The organism is Actinomyces gaoshouyii, assembly GCF_002076915.1.
Classification (GTDB): domain Bacteria; phylum Actinomycetota; class Actinomycetes; order Actinomycetales; family Actinomycetaceae; genus Actinomyces; species Actinomyces gaoshouyii.
This window is the reverse complement of the sequence record NZ_CP020468.1, coordinates 575,965-594,601: the sequence shown is the minus strand read 5'-3', so window position 1 is coordinate 594,601 and position 18,637 is coordinate 575,965. Positions and strand designations below refer to the sequence as shown.

Genomic DNA, 18,637 nt, shown 5'->3' with positions numbered 1-18,637 from the left:
CGACTGCGACAGGAATGAATCATGGCGGCGGCGCATCACCCAGCCCGGGACGAGGCGATGAGTGCCTCTGCGGGCCGCGGCCGGCGCCGGGGACCGGAGGCCTCGCGCATGCAGGGGCACTGGCTGCTCGCCAAGCTCGGCAAGCGGGTGCTGCGCCCCGGCGGCATCGAGCTCACCCGCCGTCTCCTCGAGGCGGTCGACATCCGCCCGGGGCAGCGCATCGTCGAGCTGGGGCCGGGCGTCGGGCGCACCGCCGAGCTCCTCCTGGGCTCCTCCCCCGCCTCCTACCGGGCCGTCGATCCCAACCCGGAAGGCCGCGAGCGGGTCGCCGCCGTCCTCGCGGGGCACCCGCGGGCCGAGTACGTCATCGCCGATGCCGCCGACACGGGGCTGCCCACGGGCGAGGCCGATCTCGTCGTCGGCGAGGCGATGCTGACCATGCAGTCGCAGGAGGGCAAGAGGGCGATCATCGCCGAGGCCGCCAGACTCCTGGCCCCCGGGGGCCGGTACGCGATCCACGAGCTCGCCCTGCGCGCCGATCGCGGGGAGGAGGAGAGGGAGGCCGCGCGCAAGCGCCTGTCCCGGATCATCAGGGTCGGGGCCAGGCCCCTGCCCGAGGAGGAGTGGCGCGCCCTCCTGACGGGGGCGGGACTGGAGGTCGTGTGGACCGGTACGGCCCCGATGCGCCTGCTCGAGCCCCGCCGCCTCATCGCCGACGAGGGGATTCTCGGGGCCCTCCGCTTCTGGCGCGCCGTGCGGCGCACGCCCGGCGCCCTGGAGCGCATCAGGGCGATGCGCGAGACCTTCCGGGCGCAGGAAGAGCTGCTGAGCGCCGTCGGTATCGTCGCTCGCAAGCCCGCTCCGGCCTGAGGGCGAGCCGAGTCAGCCACGGCGACCCGGCACGGCCCCATCCGCCCATCCGTCAGCACCCGACCGTGAAAGGAGCACCATGCCCACCACACCCATCACCGAGTCCCTGTTCCGCCTGGGCCTCAATGAGGCCCTTCCCGTGAGCGAGGAGGCCACGACGTCGCGGGTCGTCGTCAACAACGACGTCCTGCGCACCGTGATCTTCACCTTCGACGCCGGCCAGCTGCTCACCGAGCACGCCTCCCCCAAGGCGGTGGTCGTCACGCTCCTGGAGGGCGAGATGGACTTCTCCATCGGCGAGCGGACCGAGCGCCTCACCGCTGGCGACGTCGTCTATCTGGCCCCGGGCGACCGCCATGCCCTCACCGCCGTCACCGCCTGCCGCATGCAGCTCGTCATGGTCGACGTCGGCGGCCAGTAAGCGAGCCCCACCCGAAACGGTCCCGTAAGGGCCGCCTGGAAAGGCCTCACGGGGCCGTGCGCTGCGGCGCGGAACCGCCCCGCCCACCGCAGGCGCCCCCGCCACGAGGGCGGTCCCCCGGCAAGGACCGACCGCCCGGGCGGTGCCCGAGCGCAGTCGTGGGGCCCGCCACCGAGACGGTGGTGGGCCCCACGGGGAGACGACGGGGAGGCGGACTCAGCTCACTTGGCGCTGTCGGCGCTCGGGGCGCTGGCGGAGGAGGCCGAGGACGGGCTGGACGGCGAGGAGGAGGCCGAGCCGTTCTTCTCGTCGGTGTCGGCCGGGGTGGAGACGCGCTCGACCTCGTCGACGATGGCGGCGGCGTCGGCCTCATCGGAGCCGATGAACTCGCTGAGGTCGAGTTCCTTGCCCGCCGAATCCTTGACGGTCACCTGGCGCAGGGCCAGGGCGAGGGACTTGTTGCGGGCGAGTTCGGAGACGAAGGCCGGGATCTGGCCGGCCTGCTGGGCGCCCTGGATGAACTGGCCGGGCTCCATGCCGTACTGCTGGGCGGTCTGGAAGAGGAAGTCCATGAGCTCGTTCTGGTCGACGCGCACGTCGAGGGTCTCGGCCAGGACGTCGAGGATGATCTGGTCGCGCACACCGCCGGTGACGTCGTCACGGATCTCGGCGGCGTGCTCCTCGTCGTCCTCCTTGCCCTCGGCGGCCAGGTGCTGGGTGATCTCGTTGTCGATGACGGCCTGGGGGACCTCGAAGTCGATCCTGTCGCGCAGCAGGTCGAGCAGGGCGTCGCGGGCGGCGACGGCCTGGTCGGCGGTCTTGCGGTCGGTGGCCTGCTTGGCGAGGTCCTCGCGCAGCTCGGCGATGGTGTCGAACTCGGAGGCCATCTGGGCGAACTCGTCGTCCGCCTCGGGCAGCTCGCGCTGCTTGACGGCGGAGGCGGTGACGGTGACCTCGGCCTGCTCGCCGGCGTGCTCGCCACCGGCGAGCTCGGTGGTGAAGGTGGCGGACTCCTCGGCCTTGAGGCCGCGCAGGGCCGTGTCCAGGCCCTTGAGCATGTTGCCCTTGCCGATCTCGTAGGAGACGCCGGAGACCGAGTCGACCTCCTCGCCGTCGATGACGGCCGTCAGGTCGATGGTGACGAAGTCGCCGGTCTTGGCCTTGCGGCCCACGGACTTCAGCGAGCCGAAGCGGGCGCGCAGGGAGTCGAGTTCGGCGTCGATGTCCTGCTCGCCCACCTCGACGGCGTCGACGGTCAGCTCGACGCCCTCGAGCTCGGGCAGGTCGAACTCGGGGCGCACGGTGACCTCGGCGGTGAAGACGAGCCGGCCGCCGTTCTCGCCAGTGACGTTGGGCAGCTCGGTGACCTCGACCTCGGGCTGGAGAAGCGGCACGCGGCCGGATTCCGCGATGGCGTCGCGGTAGCGGTCGGGCAGCTCGCCGTTGACGGCCTCCTGGATGACGGAGGCGCGGCCGATGCGCTGGTCGATGATGCGGGCGGGGACGTGGCCGCGGCGGAAGCCGGGGACCTGGACCTGCGAGCCGATCTCCTTGTAGGCGGCGTCGAGGCTGGGCTTGAGCTCCTCGTAGGGGACCTCCACGGTCAGCTTGATGCGCGCGGGGTCTAGGTTCTCGACAGTGCTCTTCACGGGGGATCTACTCCGAATGCTGGGTTGCAGGTGCGCCGTCGTCCGGCGGACGCCCATGGACGGCGTCAATCCCGGTCATCCTATGGCACTCGCCGGTGAGCGGTGAAAACAGCCGGGAGCCCCCGCCTATGGCGCTGGGCACAACCGGCAGAGGGCCCGCCCGCCGACCGCGGCGGCCTCATTCATGGGTGACGACGGTGGTGCCGATCTCGACGAAGTCGTAGAACCAGTGGGCCTCCTCGACGGGGGCGTTGATGCAGCCGTGGCTGGTCTGACCGGAGTTGTAGCCGAACTCGCTGACCCAGGGGGCGCCGTGGATGGCGAAGTTGCCATCCCAGTAAGCGATCCAGGGGACGCCCTTCTGGCAGTAGGGGAATCCGGGGGTGCAGCCGAGGTCCTGGGACTCGTTCTTGAGGTAGACGCGGTGGGTGCCGAGCTCGGTGGCCCACTCGCCGGACTCCTCGCCGTGGTTGATGCTCACGGGGCCGTGGACGGCGGTGGTGCCGACATAGGCGGTCATCGTGTCGTCGGTGAGGTTGACATCGACCCATTTCTCACCGTCGGCGGCCCGGTAGGCGAAGCGCTCGGGGCCCGAGGGGACGGTGCGGGTCCGAGTGGAGGGGGCGACGGGCTCGGAGGCGAGGGCACCGGAGTAGTCGGTCCCGGCGCTCAGGGCCGAGGCGATGCCGTCGGCGATCTCCTGGGCGTTGGTGGTGCGCGTGCCGGGCCGGCCGGGGCGGGCCAGGCCGAGGTCGTTGCCGGCGGCGTCGACGTTGGTGATCGCATCGACCGGCGCCCTGTCGATCTCGGCTCGGTGGGAGTCCACCCAGGCGCGGACCCTGGCGGGGTCGATCCGGGCGGTCATCCCCTCATCGGTGGCGGTGGTGGTGGCCCAGGAGGCCTTCTCGGCGGTGGTCGCCGTCCAGGAGGAGCCGGCGCCGGTGAGGGTGACGCCTCCGGCGATGAGCGCGTTGGCCTCGGTGACGGCGGCCTCGGCGTGGGAGGTGGTGGTCGGGGCCTCCTGCGGGGCCGCGGCCACGGTGATGTCGCCGCCGCTCAGCGAGCGGGCAGAGGTGGTCAGGGAGGCGCGGATGGCGGCGCCGTCGACGCCGGTGCCGGAGGAGTCGGGGACGACCTCGAAGGCGGTCCCGTCGGCGCTGAGCTGGATCCGCGCGGGCACGGGGGCGGTGCCGGCGAGGGCCTGGGCGGAGGCGAGGAAGCCGGCGAAGACATCCTCGTCGAGGGCGACCGCGGGGATGACCTCGCGGGGCCCGATGATCGATCGCAGGGTGGGGCCGAAGGAGCCCGCGCCATCGACGGCGGCCCTGGCGGTGGCGTCGGCGTCGAGGACGACCCCGGCCTGGGCGAGGGTGGCCGTCTGGCTGGACTCCCCGACGCGGATGGTCACCCGGGCATCATTGAAGCGGTTGGAGATGAGGCCGACGATCTGGTCGTGGTCGAGGCCGCTGACATCGCACCCCGCGATGGTGGTGCCGGGCAGGGCGACGTCGTCGTGGGCCTGCGCGTAGCCGCCGACCATCGCGGCCCCGCTGAGCACGAGCGCGCAGGCAGGGGCGATCTGCCACCGCCCCGGCCTTCGTGCGTTCCCCGCGCCGTGCCGCATCACCACAGAGTAAACGCCTCGCCCGAGCGCGACATATTCGACCTGCTCAAGCGCGACAGCCCGGAGCGGCGCCGGTGGGGAGGGGTGGGGCCCGAGCACCGGTGAAGTACAGCGCACGCCCTGGCAGGGCCCCGGAGGCGTTCTCCGCTGCCTAGGATCATCCCCGTGACCACGTCCGTCCCCGCCCCTCCCCCATCCGGTTCCCCAGGCACCGCCCCCGCCTCCCTCGACGTCTCGCCCGGCTCGGTGGTGCGCGTGCGCGATGAGGAGTGGCTGGTCACCCAGGTCTCACACAACGCCGACGGCATGCTCGTGTCCGTCCAGGGCCTGTCCGAGCTGGTGCAGGACACGACCGCCCAGTTCAGCGCCAGCCTGGACCGCATCACCCCGGTGGATCCTCGCCGTACCCGCGTAGTGGCGGACCCCTCGCCCGGCTATCGCCTGTCGCGCCTGTGGTTGGAGGCGACGCTGCGCAAGACCCCGCTGCCCGCGGTCTCCACGGACCTGGCGGTGGTCGGCGGCATGCTGGCTGACCCCCTGCCCTATCAGCTCACCGCGGTTCGCCAGGCCCTGGACCCGGCGAACCTGCGCCCGCGGATCCTGCTGGCCGACGCCGTCGGGCTGGGCAAGACCCTGGAGATCGGCATGATCCTGGCCGAGCTCGTGCGCCGGGGCCGTGGCCAGCGCATCCTCATCGTCACTCCGCGCCATGTGCTGGAGCAGATGCAGCACGAGATGTGGTCGCGTTTCGCCCTGCCCTTCGTGCGCCTGGACTCGCTGGGTATCCAGCGGGTGCGGCGCTCGGTGCCGGCCACCCGCAATCCTTTCTCCGTGTACCACCGCGCGATCATCTCGATTGACACGCTCAAGTCCGACCGCTACCTCAGCCACCTGCGCCGCCAGCACTGGGACGCCGTCGTCATCGACGAGTCGCACAACGTGACGAACCGGGGCACGCTCAACAACCGTCTGGCTGACGTCCTGGCCCGTCAGACCGACGCCCTTATCCTGGCCTCCGCGACCCCACACAATGGAGATCCCGCGTCCTTCGCCGAGCTCATCCGGCTGCTGGAGCCGACGGCGGTGCGCCCGGATGGCGCCCTCGACGAGGAGGCCGTGCGCCGGCTCGTCATCCGCCGTCACCGTCATTCTCCTCAGGTGCGCGACGTCGTGGGCGGCCGGTGGAAGGAGCGGCTCGCCCCGGTCAACCGGCTGGTGGAGCCGTCCCCGGCGGAGGAGGCGGTGGCTACGGAGCTGTCCCGCTCCTGGCTGCACCGGCCCGACGGCGCCGCGGCTCCCGGACTGGTCCCTGGCACGGGCCGGGGTGGCGAAGTCCTCTTCTCGTGGACGCTGGCGAAGGCCTTCCTGTCTTCCCCGGCGGCTCTTATCCAGACGATTGATGAGCGCATGGCGCGGCGCCGGTCCCGCGCGGCGAGCGAGGAGGCGCTGGCCTCCTCGGAGCAGGCGCGGGCCCTCACCCGGTTGCGCGAGCTGGCGGTGGTCGCGAGTACGACGGACTCGGGCAAGTACCGGGCGCTGGTGGAAGAGCTGGAGCGGATCGGCATCGGGCGCCGCTCGCCGCAGCGGGTCGTCGTGTTCGCCGAGCGCATCGCCACCCTGACCTGGCTGGCGGAGCACCTGCGTGAGGACCTGGGTCTGCCGGAGGAGGCGGTGCGGGTCATGCACGGCAGCCTGTCGGACGTCGAGCAGCAGGAGATCGTCGAGGCTTTCCGCCAGTCGCATACGCCGGTGCGCGTCCTGGTGACCGGCGATGTGGCCTCGGAGGGCGTCAACCTGCACGCCCAGTGCCATGAGCTCATCCACTACGACATCCCCTGGTCACTCATCCGCATCGAGCAGCGCAATGGCCGGATCGACCGTTACGGCCAGGAGGTCTCTCCCCAGATCACGACCCTGCTGCTCAGCCCGGCGGACCCGGGCTTTTCCGGCGATGTGCGGGTGCTGACCCGCCTGATGGAGAAGGAGGACCAGGCGCACCGGGCGCTGGGCGACGCCGCCTCCCTTATGGGCTTGTACTCCGGTGAGAAGGAGGAGAAGGCGATCCGTGAGGCGCTGGCCGCGGGCACGGATATCGACGCCGTCGTGCCGGATGTGGAGGAGGCTCTGGAGCGCGACCCGATGGCGGCCCTGTTCGCGCGTCTGACGGGGGCGGCGCCGGCTGTGGGCGGGGCACCCTCCGACGGCGAAGCTCGCTCCGACGGCGTCGTCCCCTCCACCGCGGCAACCCACGGCGTCGGCGGTATTCCGCCTGCCGACGGCGAGGCCCGGCCTTCCAGCACCACCCCACCGGCCAGCACCACCCCGCTAGCCGGCCCCCTCTCCTCCCCCGCGTCGACGGCGGCGTCCGGGCAGCCTCCTACGTCCGACCAGCACCCCTTGTACGCCTCGCAGGTGGACTACCTGCGCCAGGCCCTCACCGAGCTCTATGAGCGCCCGGAGGAGAAGGCCGACCCGGTGACAGGCGGGGGCGGGGTGTCGTGGCGTGAGCACGGCGTCGAGCACGTGGCCGAGCTCGTGCCCCCACCGGGGCTGCGCGCCCGTCTGGCGGTCCTGCCGCAGTCCTACCTGCAGGAGCGCCGGGTACGCGAGCGCCTTCTGTTGGCGACCACGGCCCGTAAGGGCGCGCAGCTGCTGGCTCAGGCGCTGCGGGACGACTCGTCCTCCTCCTGGCCGGAGGCCCACTACCTGGGGCCCTTGCACCCGGTGCTGGAGTGGGCGGGTGACCGGGTGCTGGCGCGCCTGGGACGCTCCTCGATTTTCGCTGTCCATGGCGAGGTGGACGCTCCGACCGTCCTGCTCCTGGGGACGCTGACGAACCGGGCGGGTCGGACGGTGTCGATGGTGAGCGCGAGCGTGGCCTTCCCCTTCCTGGACGTGGAGGCGGCCCGCGCGGATGTGGCGGTAGGACGCGCGCTCACGCCTACCGCCGTAACCACACCGCACACCTCACCGGCGGCCATGTTCACTGCGGTCGGGGTCGGGCCGGGGCAGACGAATCCGGGAGCACCCGCAGACCTGGACCTGCTGAGCGCACTTATCGCCCCGGCGGTGGATGCAGCCCACACGCAGATGAAGACAGTGGTCGATGCGGCCACGTCGGACGCCGAGGGACGGGTGAGCGCCTGGGCGGCGCGAGTGGACTCGTGGGATGACGACGCCGGCCGGCTCCTACAGAACCGCCAGCTGCGGTCCCAGCGCCGCACGGTGGGCCAGGAGCGTGAGCTCATCGCGCAGCACTCGCCCGCCCATACGCTCATCCGGCCGCTGCTCGTCGTCGTGCCGCGGCAGACCACTGAGGAAGGAGGCCGCTGATGGCGGTGTCGGACGCGCTCGTCGTGGGCGAGGACTGGATCAGTGAGCACTACTTCACCACCGACGCCGCCAAGGGATCCTTCCTGGCGCGGGTCCTGGAGCGCCGCAAGGAGTGGGAGGACCTGGAGAAGCCGGCCGACGGCGCGGCGCCTGTGCAGACGCCGCGCACGCGTCTGCGCTCCGCCAGGCCTCGGCTGGAGGAGCTGCTGGCGGCGCTTCCCGCGCCTGACGGCGCTGGCGCGTCCGACAGCAACGTGGCAGACGGGACGCTGGCCCTGACCGCCGCCACCCTGGAGGCGTCCGCCGAGCTGGACGCCCTGCTGCGCGAGGTCCTGGGGTTCGCCTCGGCCGAGTACCGGCTGACCGACTGCGGCCCGGTGACACTGGTGCGCCCTGTCGGCGACGAGGGCCCGGCCCCGCTGGCCCTGCTGCGGGCGCGTCCTGCGGCGGCGGTGGAGGACCTGCTGGCCAAGGACGGCCGGACTCTGGCGGGGCCGTGGGAGCCGGTGGACCTGGCCGAACCGGCCGCCGCGCCCATAGAGGGCGCTGAGCCGGTGGAGTCGGTATCCCGGGCGCTGTCCACACTCATGACGGACGAGCACGGCCCGACTTTCGCCCTCGTCCTGGCGGGGCGGTGGGCGCTTATCGCGGAGAAGGAGCGCTGGCCGGAGGGCCGGTGGCTGGCGGTGGATGTCCAGATCGTCGTCGAGCGCCATGACGTCAGGCGCGGCGGTGAGGTGGAACGGGCCCTGGCCTGCCTGGAAGCTGCCTCCCTCGTGCCCGGCCCGGAGGGTGAGACGTGGTGGACGGCGACGCTGGCGGAGTCGGCGGCGCACACGGTGGGGGTCTCGAAGGACCTGCGTGAGGGGGTGCGCTCCTCGATCGAGGTCATCGCGAACGAGGTGGTGCGCCGTCGCGCGGCGGCGGGGCTGGCCCCGCTCCCCCAGTCCCAGGCGCAGCCTCTGGCGTTGCAGTCACTGCGGTTCATCTACCGGATCATCTTCCTGCTGTACGCGGAGGCGAGCCCGGAGCTGGGTGTGCTGCCGGTGGGGGCCGCGGAGTACGACGCCGGCTACGGCCTGGAGCGTCTGCGCGAGCTGTGCCTGCGCGAGCTGCATGAGGAGTCCTCCCAGTCGGGCACGCACATCTATGAGTCCTTGAGCCTGCTGTTCGCCCTGGTGGACCAGGGGCACAACGCCCGGGCGGCGGGCGAGAGGGCCGACGAGCCAGTGGACGGCCTGGTGTTCCAGCCGATGCGCGCGGACCTCTTCCGCCCTGAGGCGACGGCGCTCATCGACGAGGTGGGCCTGGGCAACGCGGCGTTGCTGCGGGTGCTGCGCAGCCTGCTGCTGACGACGGAGGGCGGCAAGGCGGGTCGCGGCTTCATCTCCTACGTGGAACTGGGCATCAACCAGCTGGGCGCGGTCTACGAGGGCCTCATGAGCTACACGGGTTCCTTCGCTGCGGAGCGCCTGTGGGAGGTGGCCCCGGGCGGGGATGCCTCGAAGGGCTCGTGGGTGGTGGCGCGTGACGTCATGGAGGGCCTGGAGGAGCGGGACTTCGTGACGGTGACCGACGAGGCCACCGGGGAGCGCCGAAATGTGACCTATGAGGCGGGCGAGTTCGTCTTTAGGCTCTCGGGCCGGGACCGGCAGCGCTCGGCCTCCTTCTACACCCCGGAGGTGCTTACCCGCTTCACGGTGCAGCAGGCACTGGCCGAGCTGCTGGACTGCGATGGGCGCACGACGACGGCTGAGGAGGTGCTGGGCTTGACGGTGTGCGAGCCGGCGCTGGGCTCGGGGGCCTTCGCCATCGAGGCGGTGCGCCAGCTGGCGGAGCAGTACCTGTCGCGCCGGGAGCGTGAGCTGGGTGAGCGGGTTGACCCGCAGGAGCGTCCCCGCGAGCTGGCGAAGGTGAGGGCGTACCTGGCGCTGCACCAGGTGTATGGGGTGGACCTCAATGCGACGGCGGTGGAGCTGGCGGAGGTCTCCCTATGGCTGGACACGATGGTGGAGGGCCTGGCGGCGCCGTGGTTCGGTCTGCGGCTGCGCCGCGGCAACTCGCTCGTGGGCGCTAAGCGCGCCCTGTACTCGGTCTCACAGCTGAAGAAGGGGGCGTGGCTGAGGAACGCACCGGTAGCCGAGCCGCTGAGTGCCGTTGCCGAGGCCCTGGACGACGACGGTGCCCGCCGCCTGGGTGGGGCCGTGGACGTATCGGATCGCGTCCACCACTTTCTCCTGCCGGCCAAGGGTTGGGGCAGCGCGGTGGAGGTGCCCACGCAGGTGCGGGGCCTTGTGGACGCTGAGCGCCTGAGGGCTCTCAAGACCTGGCGCAGGGAGGTGACGAAGGCGCCGACGAAGGTGCAGGTGCGGCGGCTGACGGCGCTGGCGCGGCGCGTGGAGGTGCTGTGGGAGCTGAGCCTGCGGCGCTTGCGGGTGGCGGAGGCGGAGGCCTCCCGGCGCATCGACCTGTGGGGGCGCCAGGTGGCGCCTGACGCCGGTTCGACGGTGAGCCGTGAGGAGATCGAGGCCTACCTGGCTGATGAGGACTCGGCCTACCGGCGCCTGCGCCTGGTGATGGATGCGTGGTGCGCCCTGTGGTACTGGCCGCTGACGACGGATGTGACCCCGCCGACGCTGGAGCACTGGCTAAACGCTTTGGAGGGGATCCTCGGGACGGCACCCAAGGACGCCAAGGGCACTAACAGGACGTTGGCTGAGGCCTCGACCTGGGCGGAGCTTCAGGACGTGGAGGCGGTAGAGCTCGGTTTCGCGGGCGCCCGCCCAGTCGCCTCCGTGTGTGACGACCCGGAGAACCGCTGGCTGGAGGTGGTGCGGGCGGCGGCGGCCGAGCAGGGCTTCTTCCACTGGGAGCTTGACTTCGCCACTGTCTTCGCCCGTGGCGGTTTCGACCTCCAGGTGGGCAACCCGCCGTGGGTGCGCCCCAACGTTGAGGTGGAGACGCTGCTTGCCGACGGCGACCCGTGGTGGGTGCTCACCTCCAAGCCCTCACTGGCTGAGCGGAAAGTGCGTCTCCCCCTCACCTTGGACCGCCGCGGCATCCGGAACATAGTGGTGGACGGTGCGAGCGAGACCCAGGTCCTCGGCGAGTTCATCAGCGACGCCACCGTCTACCCGGTGATGGAGGGTCGCCCCGACCTCTATCGAGCCTTCATGTGCCAGGTGTGGGAGCACCAGAGTGAGCGGGGCATCTCCAGTCTCATCCATATGGAGACGCACTTCACCGACGCCAAGACACCCGCTCTCAGGGCGGCCACCTACCGGCACCTGCGCCGGCACTGGCAGTTCATCAATGAGCTCCAGCTGTTCGACATCGACCACCACAACGCCTATGGCATCCACGTCTACGGGTCGGAGCGCACCCCCTCCTTCGTTCATGCGACGTCGCTCTACCATCCGGACACGGTTCTGCGGTCACTCGTCCATGACGGCAGTGGTGAGGAGCCTGGTTTCAAGGATCCGCACACGGGCACGTGGGACCTGCGCCCGCATGCGTCACGTATCCAGCGGGTGGACGGGTCGGTCCTGCGGACCTGGCAGGCTGTGACCGAAGCAGAGGACTGGAGATCGACCCCCATGGTCTCGACCGTCAACTCCGCAGCAGCGCGCACGCTATCGACCCTCGCGTCGTATCCACGCATCAGCAGCCTCGGTCTCCGGTTCTCAAGCGGCTGGAACGAGACCACTGACTTCAACAGCGGTCGATTCACCAAGGCCTGGGGCAAGGCGTCATGGGAGGACGCCATCCTTCAGGGGCCACACCTTCACGTCTCCACTCCTCTGTACAAGAGTCCGAATGCGACGATGAAGCATAACCAGGACTGGACCGCGACCGATTTTGAGGCTCTTCCTACACGCGCTCTGCCGGTGACTCAGTACAAGCCTGCGGGCGACCGCGCCACGTACGACCGCCTGTACACCCACTGGGGCGAGTCCTCCGCCCGCGACCACTACCGCATCGCCTGGCGCCGCATGGCAGCTAACACCGGCGAGCGCACCCTCATCCCCGCGATTATCCCTCCCGGCGCAGCCCATGTGGACGGAGTGTTCTCTGCCGCAATGCCACATACCGCATCATCAGCCGCACCGACCATGGCCGCACTCGCGTCATCCCTTCTCGCTGACTTCCAGGTTCGCTCCCGTGCACGCAACGACATCCGCGGCAACGATTTCAACCTGCTGCCTGCCCTTCCACTCGACAATCCGTTAGCTCACAGAGTCGCATTCCGCGCCCTACGTCTCAACTGTATGACCGAGGCCTATGCGGACTTGTGGGTTGAGTGCTGGGATGAGTCCTTCCTCGATGATGCACCGATCTTGGAGCGTTATGACGAGCGCCCGGTGGGTCCGGTGTGGACGCCTGATGTGCCGTTGCGTCGGGCTGAGGATCGTCGGAACGCCCAGGCGGAGATCGATGTGATGGTGGCAATGATGCTGGGTGTACCGGTGGAGGATCTGTGCACGATCTATCGGACGCAGTTCGCTGTGCTGTACGACTACGATCATGGCCGTGGCCAGGGCGCGTACATCTATGACGCGAACGGCCGGCAGGTGCCAACTCCGGTGCGCCAGGCCTGGGCCAAGCGCGGCCGTCCGGACTCGAACGACGCCATGCCGTTATCGGAGCGCACCCACCCCCACCCCGGCTCGGGCGTAAACTATGTCTATTCCCTCCCCTTCCGCACCCGCGACCGAGAATCCGACTTCCACCACATTCATAGTCACCTTTCCCGAAAAGGGCACACATCATGTCAGAAAGCACAACTGCAAGCGCTCAGGATATTTTCATTACAAAGGTGACCGTCTCAAACTTCAAAAAAATCGCCCAAGCAGAGATTCCACTAAACAACATCACCTATCTGATCGGCGGCAACAATTCTGGCAAGAGTAGCGTACTACAAGCCATCCACACAGCCTTTAGCTGCGCCCAATTGCACTCAAATGAAGGAGGAAAAGGAAATATCCCCGAAGCCGACCTATTCTACTCTCCAACAGAGAACTTTCCCGAACTAGGCCATGGGAAAGATTACACAGCACACGGGAAAGGCGGAGAGGTAGTATTCACGTATCGCACGACCGACGACGCTTCATCTGAATCCACCTACGGAATAACCATGAGAAAGGCAAGCAATAAGAACAACGTCAAAGTCAAGCTAACCGGAAAGGATTCTGACCCAATCCGCAAAGCTATCGACGACAAAAGAACTCTGTTTAGCGTATACGTGCCAGGCCTGACCGGAATACCGTTGCGAGAAGAATACAAGAGTAGAGGAGCAATTCTTCGGACCGCAGCAGGAGGTGAAGCTAATCTTGTATTTCGAAACATCTTACTCCAGCTCGCAGAATCGAATAGGCCCAAAGAAAGCAATATTCGCACGCTTGAAGCGATTCTCAGCAAGATCGTTGGCGTTGACGCTAAGTTCGAAGTAAAGTTCGCCAAAGAGGTCGATCGTTACATTTACGTCAGGCTAAGCGTAGGTAACAACAGACCACTTCCGATAGACCTCTGGGGAACAGGTGTTCTCCAAGCAACTCAGATCACAGCATACGCACTACTATTCCGCCCGACACTACTCCTTGTCGACGAACCTGACAGCCACCTCCACCCTGACCTTCAAAAGACACTCATTAGCGCCTTAAAAGAGATTGTAGATACGATCGGTTGCCAGATCGTCCTAACCACCCACTCTCGGCATATGATCACCGCTGCACCTGAAGGGACCAGGGTCGTTTGGATGAAAGATGGCGAGGTCGAAAACTATGACGCTCGCGACATCAGCGAGGTTCTCTTGGATCTCGGAGCCCTTGATTCCTTCGACTGTCGTTCAAAGATCATCCTATATACTGAAGACTCGGGTAGCTCATCACTCACGCAGTGCATCGAGGCCACGCCCGAAACGTCACAGATTTCCTGCCTTTCATATGATGGGATTAAAAATGCACCGAAAGTGGCTCAGCTTAGCGCGCTCGTGAATGAACTTAACATAAAACCGAGGATTGTCATCCATCGTGATCGCGATTGCTTGACCGACGATGAGATCAAGCAATGGTCAAAGCCTTACGAAGATGCAGGGATGTGCGTGTTTATTCCGTCATTGTCCGATACGGAAGCATATTACTGCCTGCCGGAACACGTATCCAAAGTGCTTGAGAAGAGCGAGCATGAGGCTCAAGAACTTCTTGACTCAATCCTAACTGAAAACATTCAACAACTACGCGCCAAGTTCGACGCTAAACGAAAGGACGCCGTATCACAGTTTCACGCCACGGGAGGTGGCCCCGAAGCGGGCGAGTTGTGGAATTCTTGGCAGCAAGACAAGGCTCGGCCTTGGCGAAACATTTGCGGAAAGGCACTACTCAAGCTAATCAACAGTAAAGTCATGAATGAGCGGAAGGTAAAACTTGAATCCGAGCCCAGTTCGAAACTACTTAACGAACTCAATTCCTTTCTCGATGAAATTTCGACATGAATGAGCTTTTCTGACCGGGTGTGCTTGTTGAGGTTGATGATGACGAGCGCGGTTGCGGTGATATGGATGATGGTCTGTGGGTCGAGGGTGACGCGTTGGGGAGCTTTGAAGTGCTTGAGCATCGCGTGTGCCCTCTCGGCGGGCGAGCGTAGAGCGGCGTGGAGGTTGTTTTAGGTCTGGTCGTCAGGGCGCAGGTTGGTACCCTTGACGGGGGCGAGGACGCCGATGCCGGCGCCGGTGTAGCCCTTGTCGGCCAGAGGGGTGAGTGGTGCTTCTCGGACAGAGGAGGATTTTCGTCCTCCTTTGATTCGATAGGATGGAGGCATGTCAAGGGTGAAGTACTCTGAGGAGTTCAAAGAGCAGGAGGTTCGCGAGGTGGTCGACAAGGAATGGTCGTTCGTGTCGGTGGCGGCCTTCCACACGCGCCGGTGGCACCCGTCGAGCGTGTCACCGGCCAGGCGCACCCCGTGAAGCCGTCCATGGCGACCATCTCGATACCTTGCCTCCAGGCCTGGGGGCGATCGGCCAGCCAGGTCTTGAACACCTGCTTGGAGCGTCCGGGGACCATGTCAAGCAGACGGGCCGGGCCGGCGCCGTCGTGCACCGGGGTCAGGTCGATGACCACGGTGGCGTACTTGTCACCAGACCTCGTGTGACGCCACACAGGGGGGTACCCGCTTGAGAGCGTAGCGCGCGGGGGAATCGTCGACCCCGATGACCCTCACGCCGTCGAACCGGCCCGGGTCATCGATCAACTCGCGCTCGCCCTCGGCCAGGACCGCGTCATCGACCGTGCACCAGGAGGCCCCAAGACCTTCGGCGATGCGCGAAACGGTCAGGGGATCGATCGCCAGCGTCTCCAACGCCCAGCGCATCGCGCGACGCGACAGCCCCGCCCGCTGCGCCGCCGCACGGGTCAGGTCCTCACACCAGGCGCGCCCCCATCCGCAACACCTGTAGCGCCGCACGCGCGCCAGCAGCGTGGTCGAGCGGTGACCCAACGGCTCGTGCGCGAGCTGTCGCGCGTCGGTTCCACGCGACAGCGCCCTGCTGGCCCAACCCCGGCACCAAGGACCTAGTTGAGCGGCCCAGCACTCGCTGCACCGCCCGATCCGCTTCCACACGCTGGCCGACAGGCACCACACCGGGCCCGTCCAGACGGCACAAGACCGTCAGATCAGAGGCCGCGAAGGTAGCATCAAGCACGTCGAGGCCTTCCAGATGGGCGTGCAGCAACTTCCATCATCGGAAGACTCCGACACGCTCAGCCACCCACCCTCTCAACTGCGAAGAGTCTATAACCATCTGGACTCGACGGATGTTCACGATGGAGATCGCAGGACGATGGCCAGCACCTCAACGTGCCACCTGTTCAGCGCCGGATGACCGCGTCGGTGGTCGCGCTGGCCCTCAGCATCTCCGTGTCCCAGTAGATCTTCTGGCAAGCCAGACACTGAGCGCACTCCCACACGGAGCACCACTCACAGTCATAGCCATAGTCATAGTGCTAATCTCGCACTATGACTATGACTGTGAGCTCGGTAGACCTGCCGGGGATTGTCTCTCGCCTGCGTCGGCGTGGAGGAGACTCGGCCGACATCGAGGTCAAGGCCTCTCGCGGCGGTTGTCCCGCCCTCGGCGAGACGCTCTGCGCCTTCGCCAACACACCAGGCGGCGGTCTCATCATCCTCGGCCTGGACGAGAACGACGGCTTCTCCCCCGTCAGCCTGACCAACATCGCCACGCTTGAGCAGGGCGTCGCTGCGCAGGCCAGGGAGGCCGTCAGCCCACCTGTCACCTGCAACTTCACCATCGAGGAGGTCGACGGCAACGAGGTGCTCGTCATCCGGGTCAACAGTCTCCCGCTGCAGCACCGGCCCGCGTTCTACCGCGGCAACGCTTACCTGCGTCAGTCCGACGGCGACTACCGCATGAGCGATCTTGAGATCGCACAAATCGAGCTGCTCAAGATCCAGCAGACCAACCCCACGCACCCGGACCTCGCAGCCGTCCCCAGTACCTCCTTGAGCTCGCTCGATACATCGCTCGTTGAGGCCTACGTCAGTCAGGCGCGCACTCGATCGCGCCGGCTTGCCCCGCTTGACACCGACTCCCTCCTCACCGCCACCGGCGTCCTCACGACCACCGGCGAGGCCACCCTCGCCGGCCTCTACGCACTCGGCACCTACCCACAGGGTCTACGCCCTTCTCTCGGCGTGACCGCTGCGGTTCTCATGCCGTCAGGCGCCGAGACCCGCACGCAGGACCTCGCCCACTTCACCGGCCCGATCCCGGACCTCCTTCAGGACGTCATGCAGTGGATCGCCCGCAACACCCCCACTGACATGGGATACGACACCGCCGGTCATGGCCGCGATATCTCGGCCCTGCCGAATCGTGCGGTGAGAGAGCTCATCGCCAACGCACTCGTCCACCGCAACCTCGACGGCGTCACTGACGGCAAGCGGGTGGAGGTCCGCATCAAGGCCGACACGCTCATCGTCACGAGCCCCGGAGGTCTACGCGCGATCACCGTCGACCAGCTCGGCACACCGGGCGGCAAGGCCGCCGTCAACCCCACGCTCTATGACATCTGCAAGGACGTCAGAACGGAGGACGGCAGCCGGCTGATCGAGGGAGAGGGCGGTGGCATCAAGGAGATCCGCGAGGCCGCGGCCGCCGCAGGCCTGCCTGCGCCGGTCTTCCGCGACAGCGGCGTCTCCTTCACCGCGATCCTCAGGTGGCGTCACGCAGGCACCACACCCGTTCCACCTCCCCGACCACGCGAGGCCATCACTCAGACACGCCCACCAAGCAACCGGCCCGCGTCCTTCCCCTCGAAGAACGCGCCTGCGGTCTGGGACCAGCTCGGCGCACCACGCACCTTCGACGAGCTGCGCCGACGCACAGGCATGTCTCGGGCACAGACGCGCTACGCGCTCAACAGCCTGCTCACCGCCGGGCTCGTCGAGATGGTCGGAGGCCGGGGAGACCGGCAGACGACGTACCGCCGCACCAGCCGGACGCCCCAATAGTCGCACTCTCACAGTATGAAAGTGCGACTATGACTATGACTTACAGTCTCACTGCGCTCGTCACCCGTTGAATGCCAGCGGCGCCAGGCCCCCGATGCCGGGCACTTAGCCTCGTACCCGTTCGACGCGAGCCTCGTCGCTCATCCTTCCGCGACGTCTTGCACTTCTTGACCACGGCTGCCCCTCAGACCCGGGGGACCCCGCCGATGACGAGCTCCTCCGTGAGCCTGGGGTGCATGGAGTTCTCCAACTCCTCCACGACGAAGACGCTGCGCTCATCCACTGCCCCCGCAGCTGGAAGAGGATCGGCAGGAGGTTCATGAAGCGCCGAGTCCCGTCGGACTCCTCACGCAGAGGCAAGCTGAAGGAGCGCCGGTCCTGTGCACCCGGTCCCGTCTCCACCTCGTGGTGTGCGACCAGCCGCCGCACCACCGGCTCCCCATCATCGTCGAGGGTCAGGAGAGCATGGTCGCCGTTGCGCGTTGAGAGCATGACGGTGCCACCCGTCTTCCGCAGCGTCTCAACCAGTTCATCCACCACATCACTGGGTATCGACAGGGCTCCAACGCGCATGTCCTCGAAGTCCAGTCTCGAGATGCCCGTGTCTGCTCGCGTCAGACCGGCGTTCATCGCGTTGGTGAAGACGGCGTCGACGTCCAACCGGCTCGGCAGGTGCACATACTCGGCCCCCGGGTGGATCACCGCGAGATGCCGGTCGAACCATCCGTAGGCGAGAGCCACGGCGCTCTCGGTGTCTGCGCCCAGCACACCGAGGAAGGTCTCGTTGTCCGCGATCACCGTCTTGTGCGCGTTCGCCCTCTCATTCTCGTCGAGGTCCCCATACAGCTCGATCCCGTTCTCGTCACGCTCAAAGAGCACCTCCTCGGTACGCGTGCGCACCTCAACAAGGGACTCACGGTGGATGCGGCGCCGGTCGGCAACGACCTCATACAGGAACACGCGGTCCTCAACCAAGCGATCCGGCCGGGGGCGGCCGACAACGAACTCGATGGTGAACGACGTCGGCTCGTCCGCCCCCTTGAGCAGATGGGGGGGCAGCCGCAGCATCACCCCGACGGTCCGCGCCTCGAGGACGAGGCCCCGCAACGCCTCCAGCACAGACACCCTCTCGCCTGCCAGGCCTACAGCTTCACGTCACTGCGCTAGCCTCATCTCAGGCCCACGAGCCCAGCACTAGCCACACCTTTCTCCGCC

At 67.5% G+C, this 18,637-nt stretch carries 10 protein-coding genes and 1 pseudogene; 7 read left to right on the top strand and 4 right to left on the bottom strand.

The genetic code is table 11. The annotated features are described in order from the left end of the window. The first annotated feature begins 108 nt into the window (after positions 1–108). Entirely contained in the window at positions 109–870 is a 762-nt protein-coding gene (locus B6G06_RS02370; RefSeq protein WP_080462458.1) for a class I SAM-dependent methyltransferase, read from the top strand. Positions 871–949: 79 nt separating this feature from the next. Next, a complete protein-coding gene (locus tag B6G06_RS02365; protein WP_081170795.1) occupies positions 950–1,291 on the top strand; it encodes a cupin domain-containing protein in 342 nt (113 codons plus the stop codon). Positions 1,292–1,512: 221 nt separating this feature from the next. On the opposite strand, the gene tig is transcribed toward B6G06_RS02365, so the two are convergent. Continuing rightward, positions 1,513–2,940 (bottom strand): trigger factor, encoded by a 1,428-nt coding sequence (gene tig, locus B6G06_RS02360; RefSeq protein ID WP_081170793.1) that lies wholly within the window; start codon positions 2,938–2,940, stop codon positions 1,513–1,515. Between the two features lie 178 nt (positions 2,941–3,118). After that, entirely contained in the window at positions 3,119–4,564 is a 1,446-nt protein-coding gene (locus B6G06_RS02355) for a L,D-transpeptidase family protein (RefSeq protein WP_125898871.1), read from the bottom strand. 165 nt (positions 4,565–4,729) lie between these two features. Between B6G06_RS02355 and B6G06_RS02350 the strand changes: the two genes are divergently transcribed. From B6G06_RS02350 to B6G06_RS10720, 4 genes are all read left to right on the top strand, one after another. Continuing rightward, positions 4,730–7,897 (top strand): helicase-related protein, encoded by a 3,168-nt coding sequence (locus B6G06_RS02350; RefSeq protein ID WP_081170789.1) that lies wholly within the window; start codon positions 4,730–4,732, stop codon positions 7,895–7,897. Beyond that, positions 7,897–12,717 carry a class I SAM-dependent DNA methyltransferase gene (locus B6G06_RS02345; RefSeq protein WP_240494086.1) on the top strand — a complete coding sequence of 1,607 codons (4,821 nt, stop codon included), beginning with the start codon at positions 7,897–7,899 and terminating at the stop codon, positions 12,715–12,717. The genes B6G06_RS02350 and B6G06_RS02345 overlap by 1 nt, the downstream gene beginning before the upstream one ends. Next, positions 12,666–14,387 carry an ATP-dependent nuclease gene (locus B6G06_RS02340; RefSeq protein ID WP_081172154.1) on the top strand — a complete coding sequence of 574 codons (1,722 nt, stop codon included), beginning with the start codon at positions 12,666–12,668 and terminating at the stop codon, positions 14,385–14,387. Before B6G06_RS02345 ends, B6G06_RS02340 begins: the two co-directional genes overlap by 52 nt. A 324-nt stretch (positions 14,388–14,711) precedes the next feature. Further along, positions 14,712–14,858, top strand: a complete 147-nt coding sequence (locus B6G06_RS10720; protein WP_420807208.1) for a hypothetical protein — start codon at positions 14,712–14,714, stop codon at positions 14,856–14,858. Here the strand turns inward: B6G06_RS10720 and B6G06_RS10450 are convergent. Next, positions 14,851–15,593 (bottom strand): annotated as a pseudogene (locus B6G06_RS10450) (transposase); the annotation flags it as partial. The gene B6G06_RS10720 and the pseudogene B6G06_RS10450 overlap by 8 nt on opposite strands. 314 nt (positions 15,594–15,907) lie before the next feature. Here B6G06_RS10450 and B6G06_RS02325 point away from each other — a divergent pair. Beyond that, complete coding sequence (locus B6G06_RS02325; protein WP_229657940.1) at positions 15,908–17,422, top strand: ATP-binding protein; 1,515 nt, start codon at positions 15,908–15,910, stop codon at positions 17,420–17,422. Between the two features lie 105 nt (positions 17,423–17,527). Here B6G06_RS02325 and B6G06_RS02320 read toward each other — a convergent pair whose 3' ends face one another. After that, positions 17,528–18,547 (bottom strand): AAA family ATPase, encoded by a 1,020-nt coding sequence (locus tag B6G06_RS02320; RefSeq protein WP_081170785.1) that lies wholly within the window; start codon positions 18,545–18,547, stop codon positions 17,528–17,530. Positions 18,548–18,637: the final 90 nt, after the last annotated feature.

Bases quoted from the DNA above. Each gene is read 5' to 3' on its own strand.
- B6G06_RS02370 (WP_080462458.1), top strand. From the start codon at position 109: ATGCAGGGGCACTGGCTGCTCGCCAAGCTCGGCAAGCGGGTGCTGCGC.
- B6G06_RS02365 (WP_081170795.1), top strand. From the start codon at position 950: ATGCCCACCACACCCATCACCGAGTCCCTGTTCCGCCTGGGCCTCAAT.
- B6G06_RS02355 (WP_125898871.1), bottom strand. From the start codon at position 4,564: ATGCGGCACGGCGCGGGGAACGCACGAAGGCCGGGGCGGTGGCAGATC.
- B6G06_RS02345 (WP_240494086.1), top strand. From the start codon at position 7,897: ATGGCGGTGTCGGACGCGCTCGTCGTGGGCGAGGACTGGATCAGTGAG.
- B6G06_RS02340 (WP_081172154.1), top strand. From the start codon at position 12,666: ATGTCAGAAAGCACAACTGCAAGCGCTCAGGATATTTTCATTACAAAG.
- B6G06_RS10720 (WP_420807208.1), top strand. From the start codon at position 14,712: ATGTCAAGGGTGAAGTACTCTGAGGAGTTCAAAGAGCAGGAGGTTCGC.
- B6G06_RS02325 (WP_229657940.1), top strand. From the start codon at position 15,908: ATGACTATGACTGTGAGCTCGGTAGACCTGCCGGGGATTGTCTCTCGC.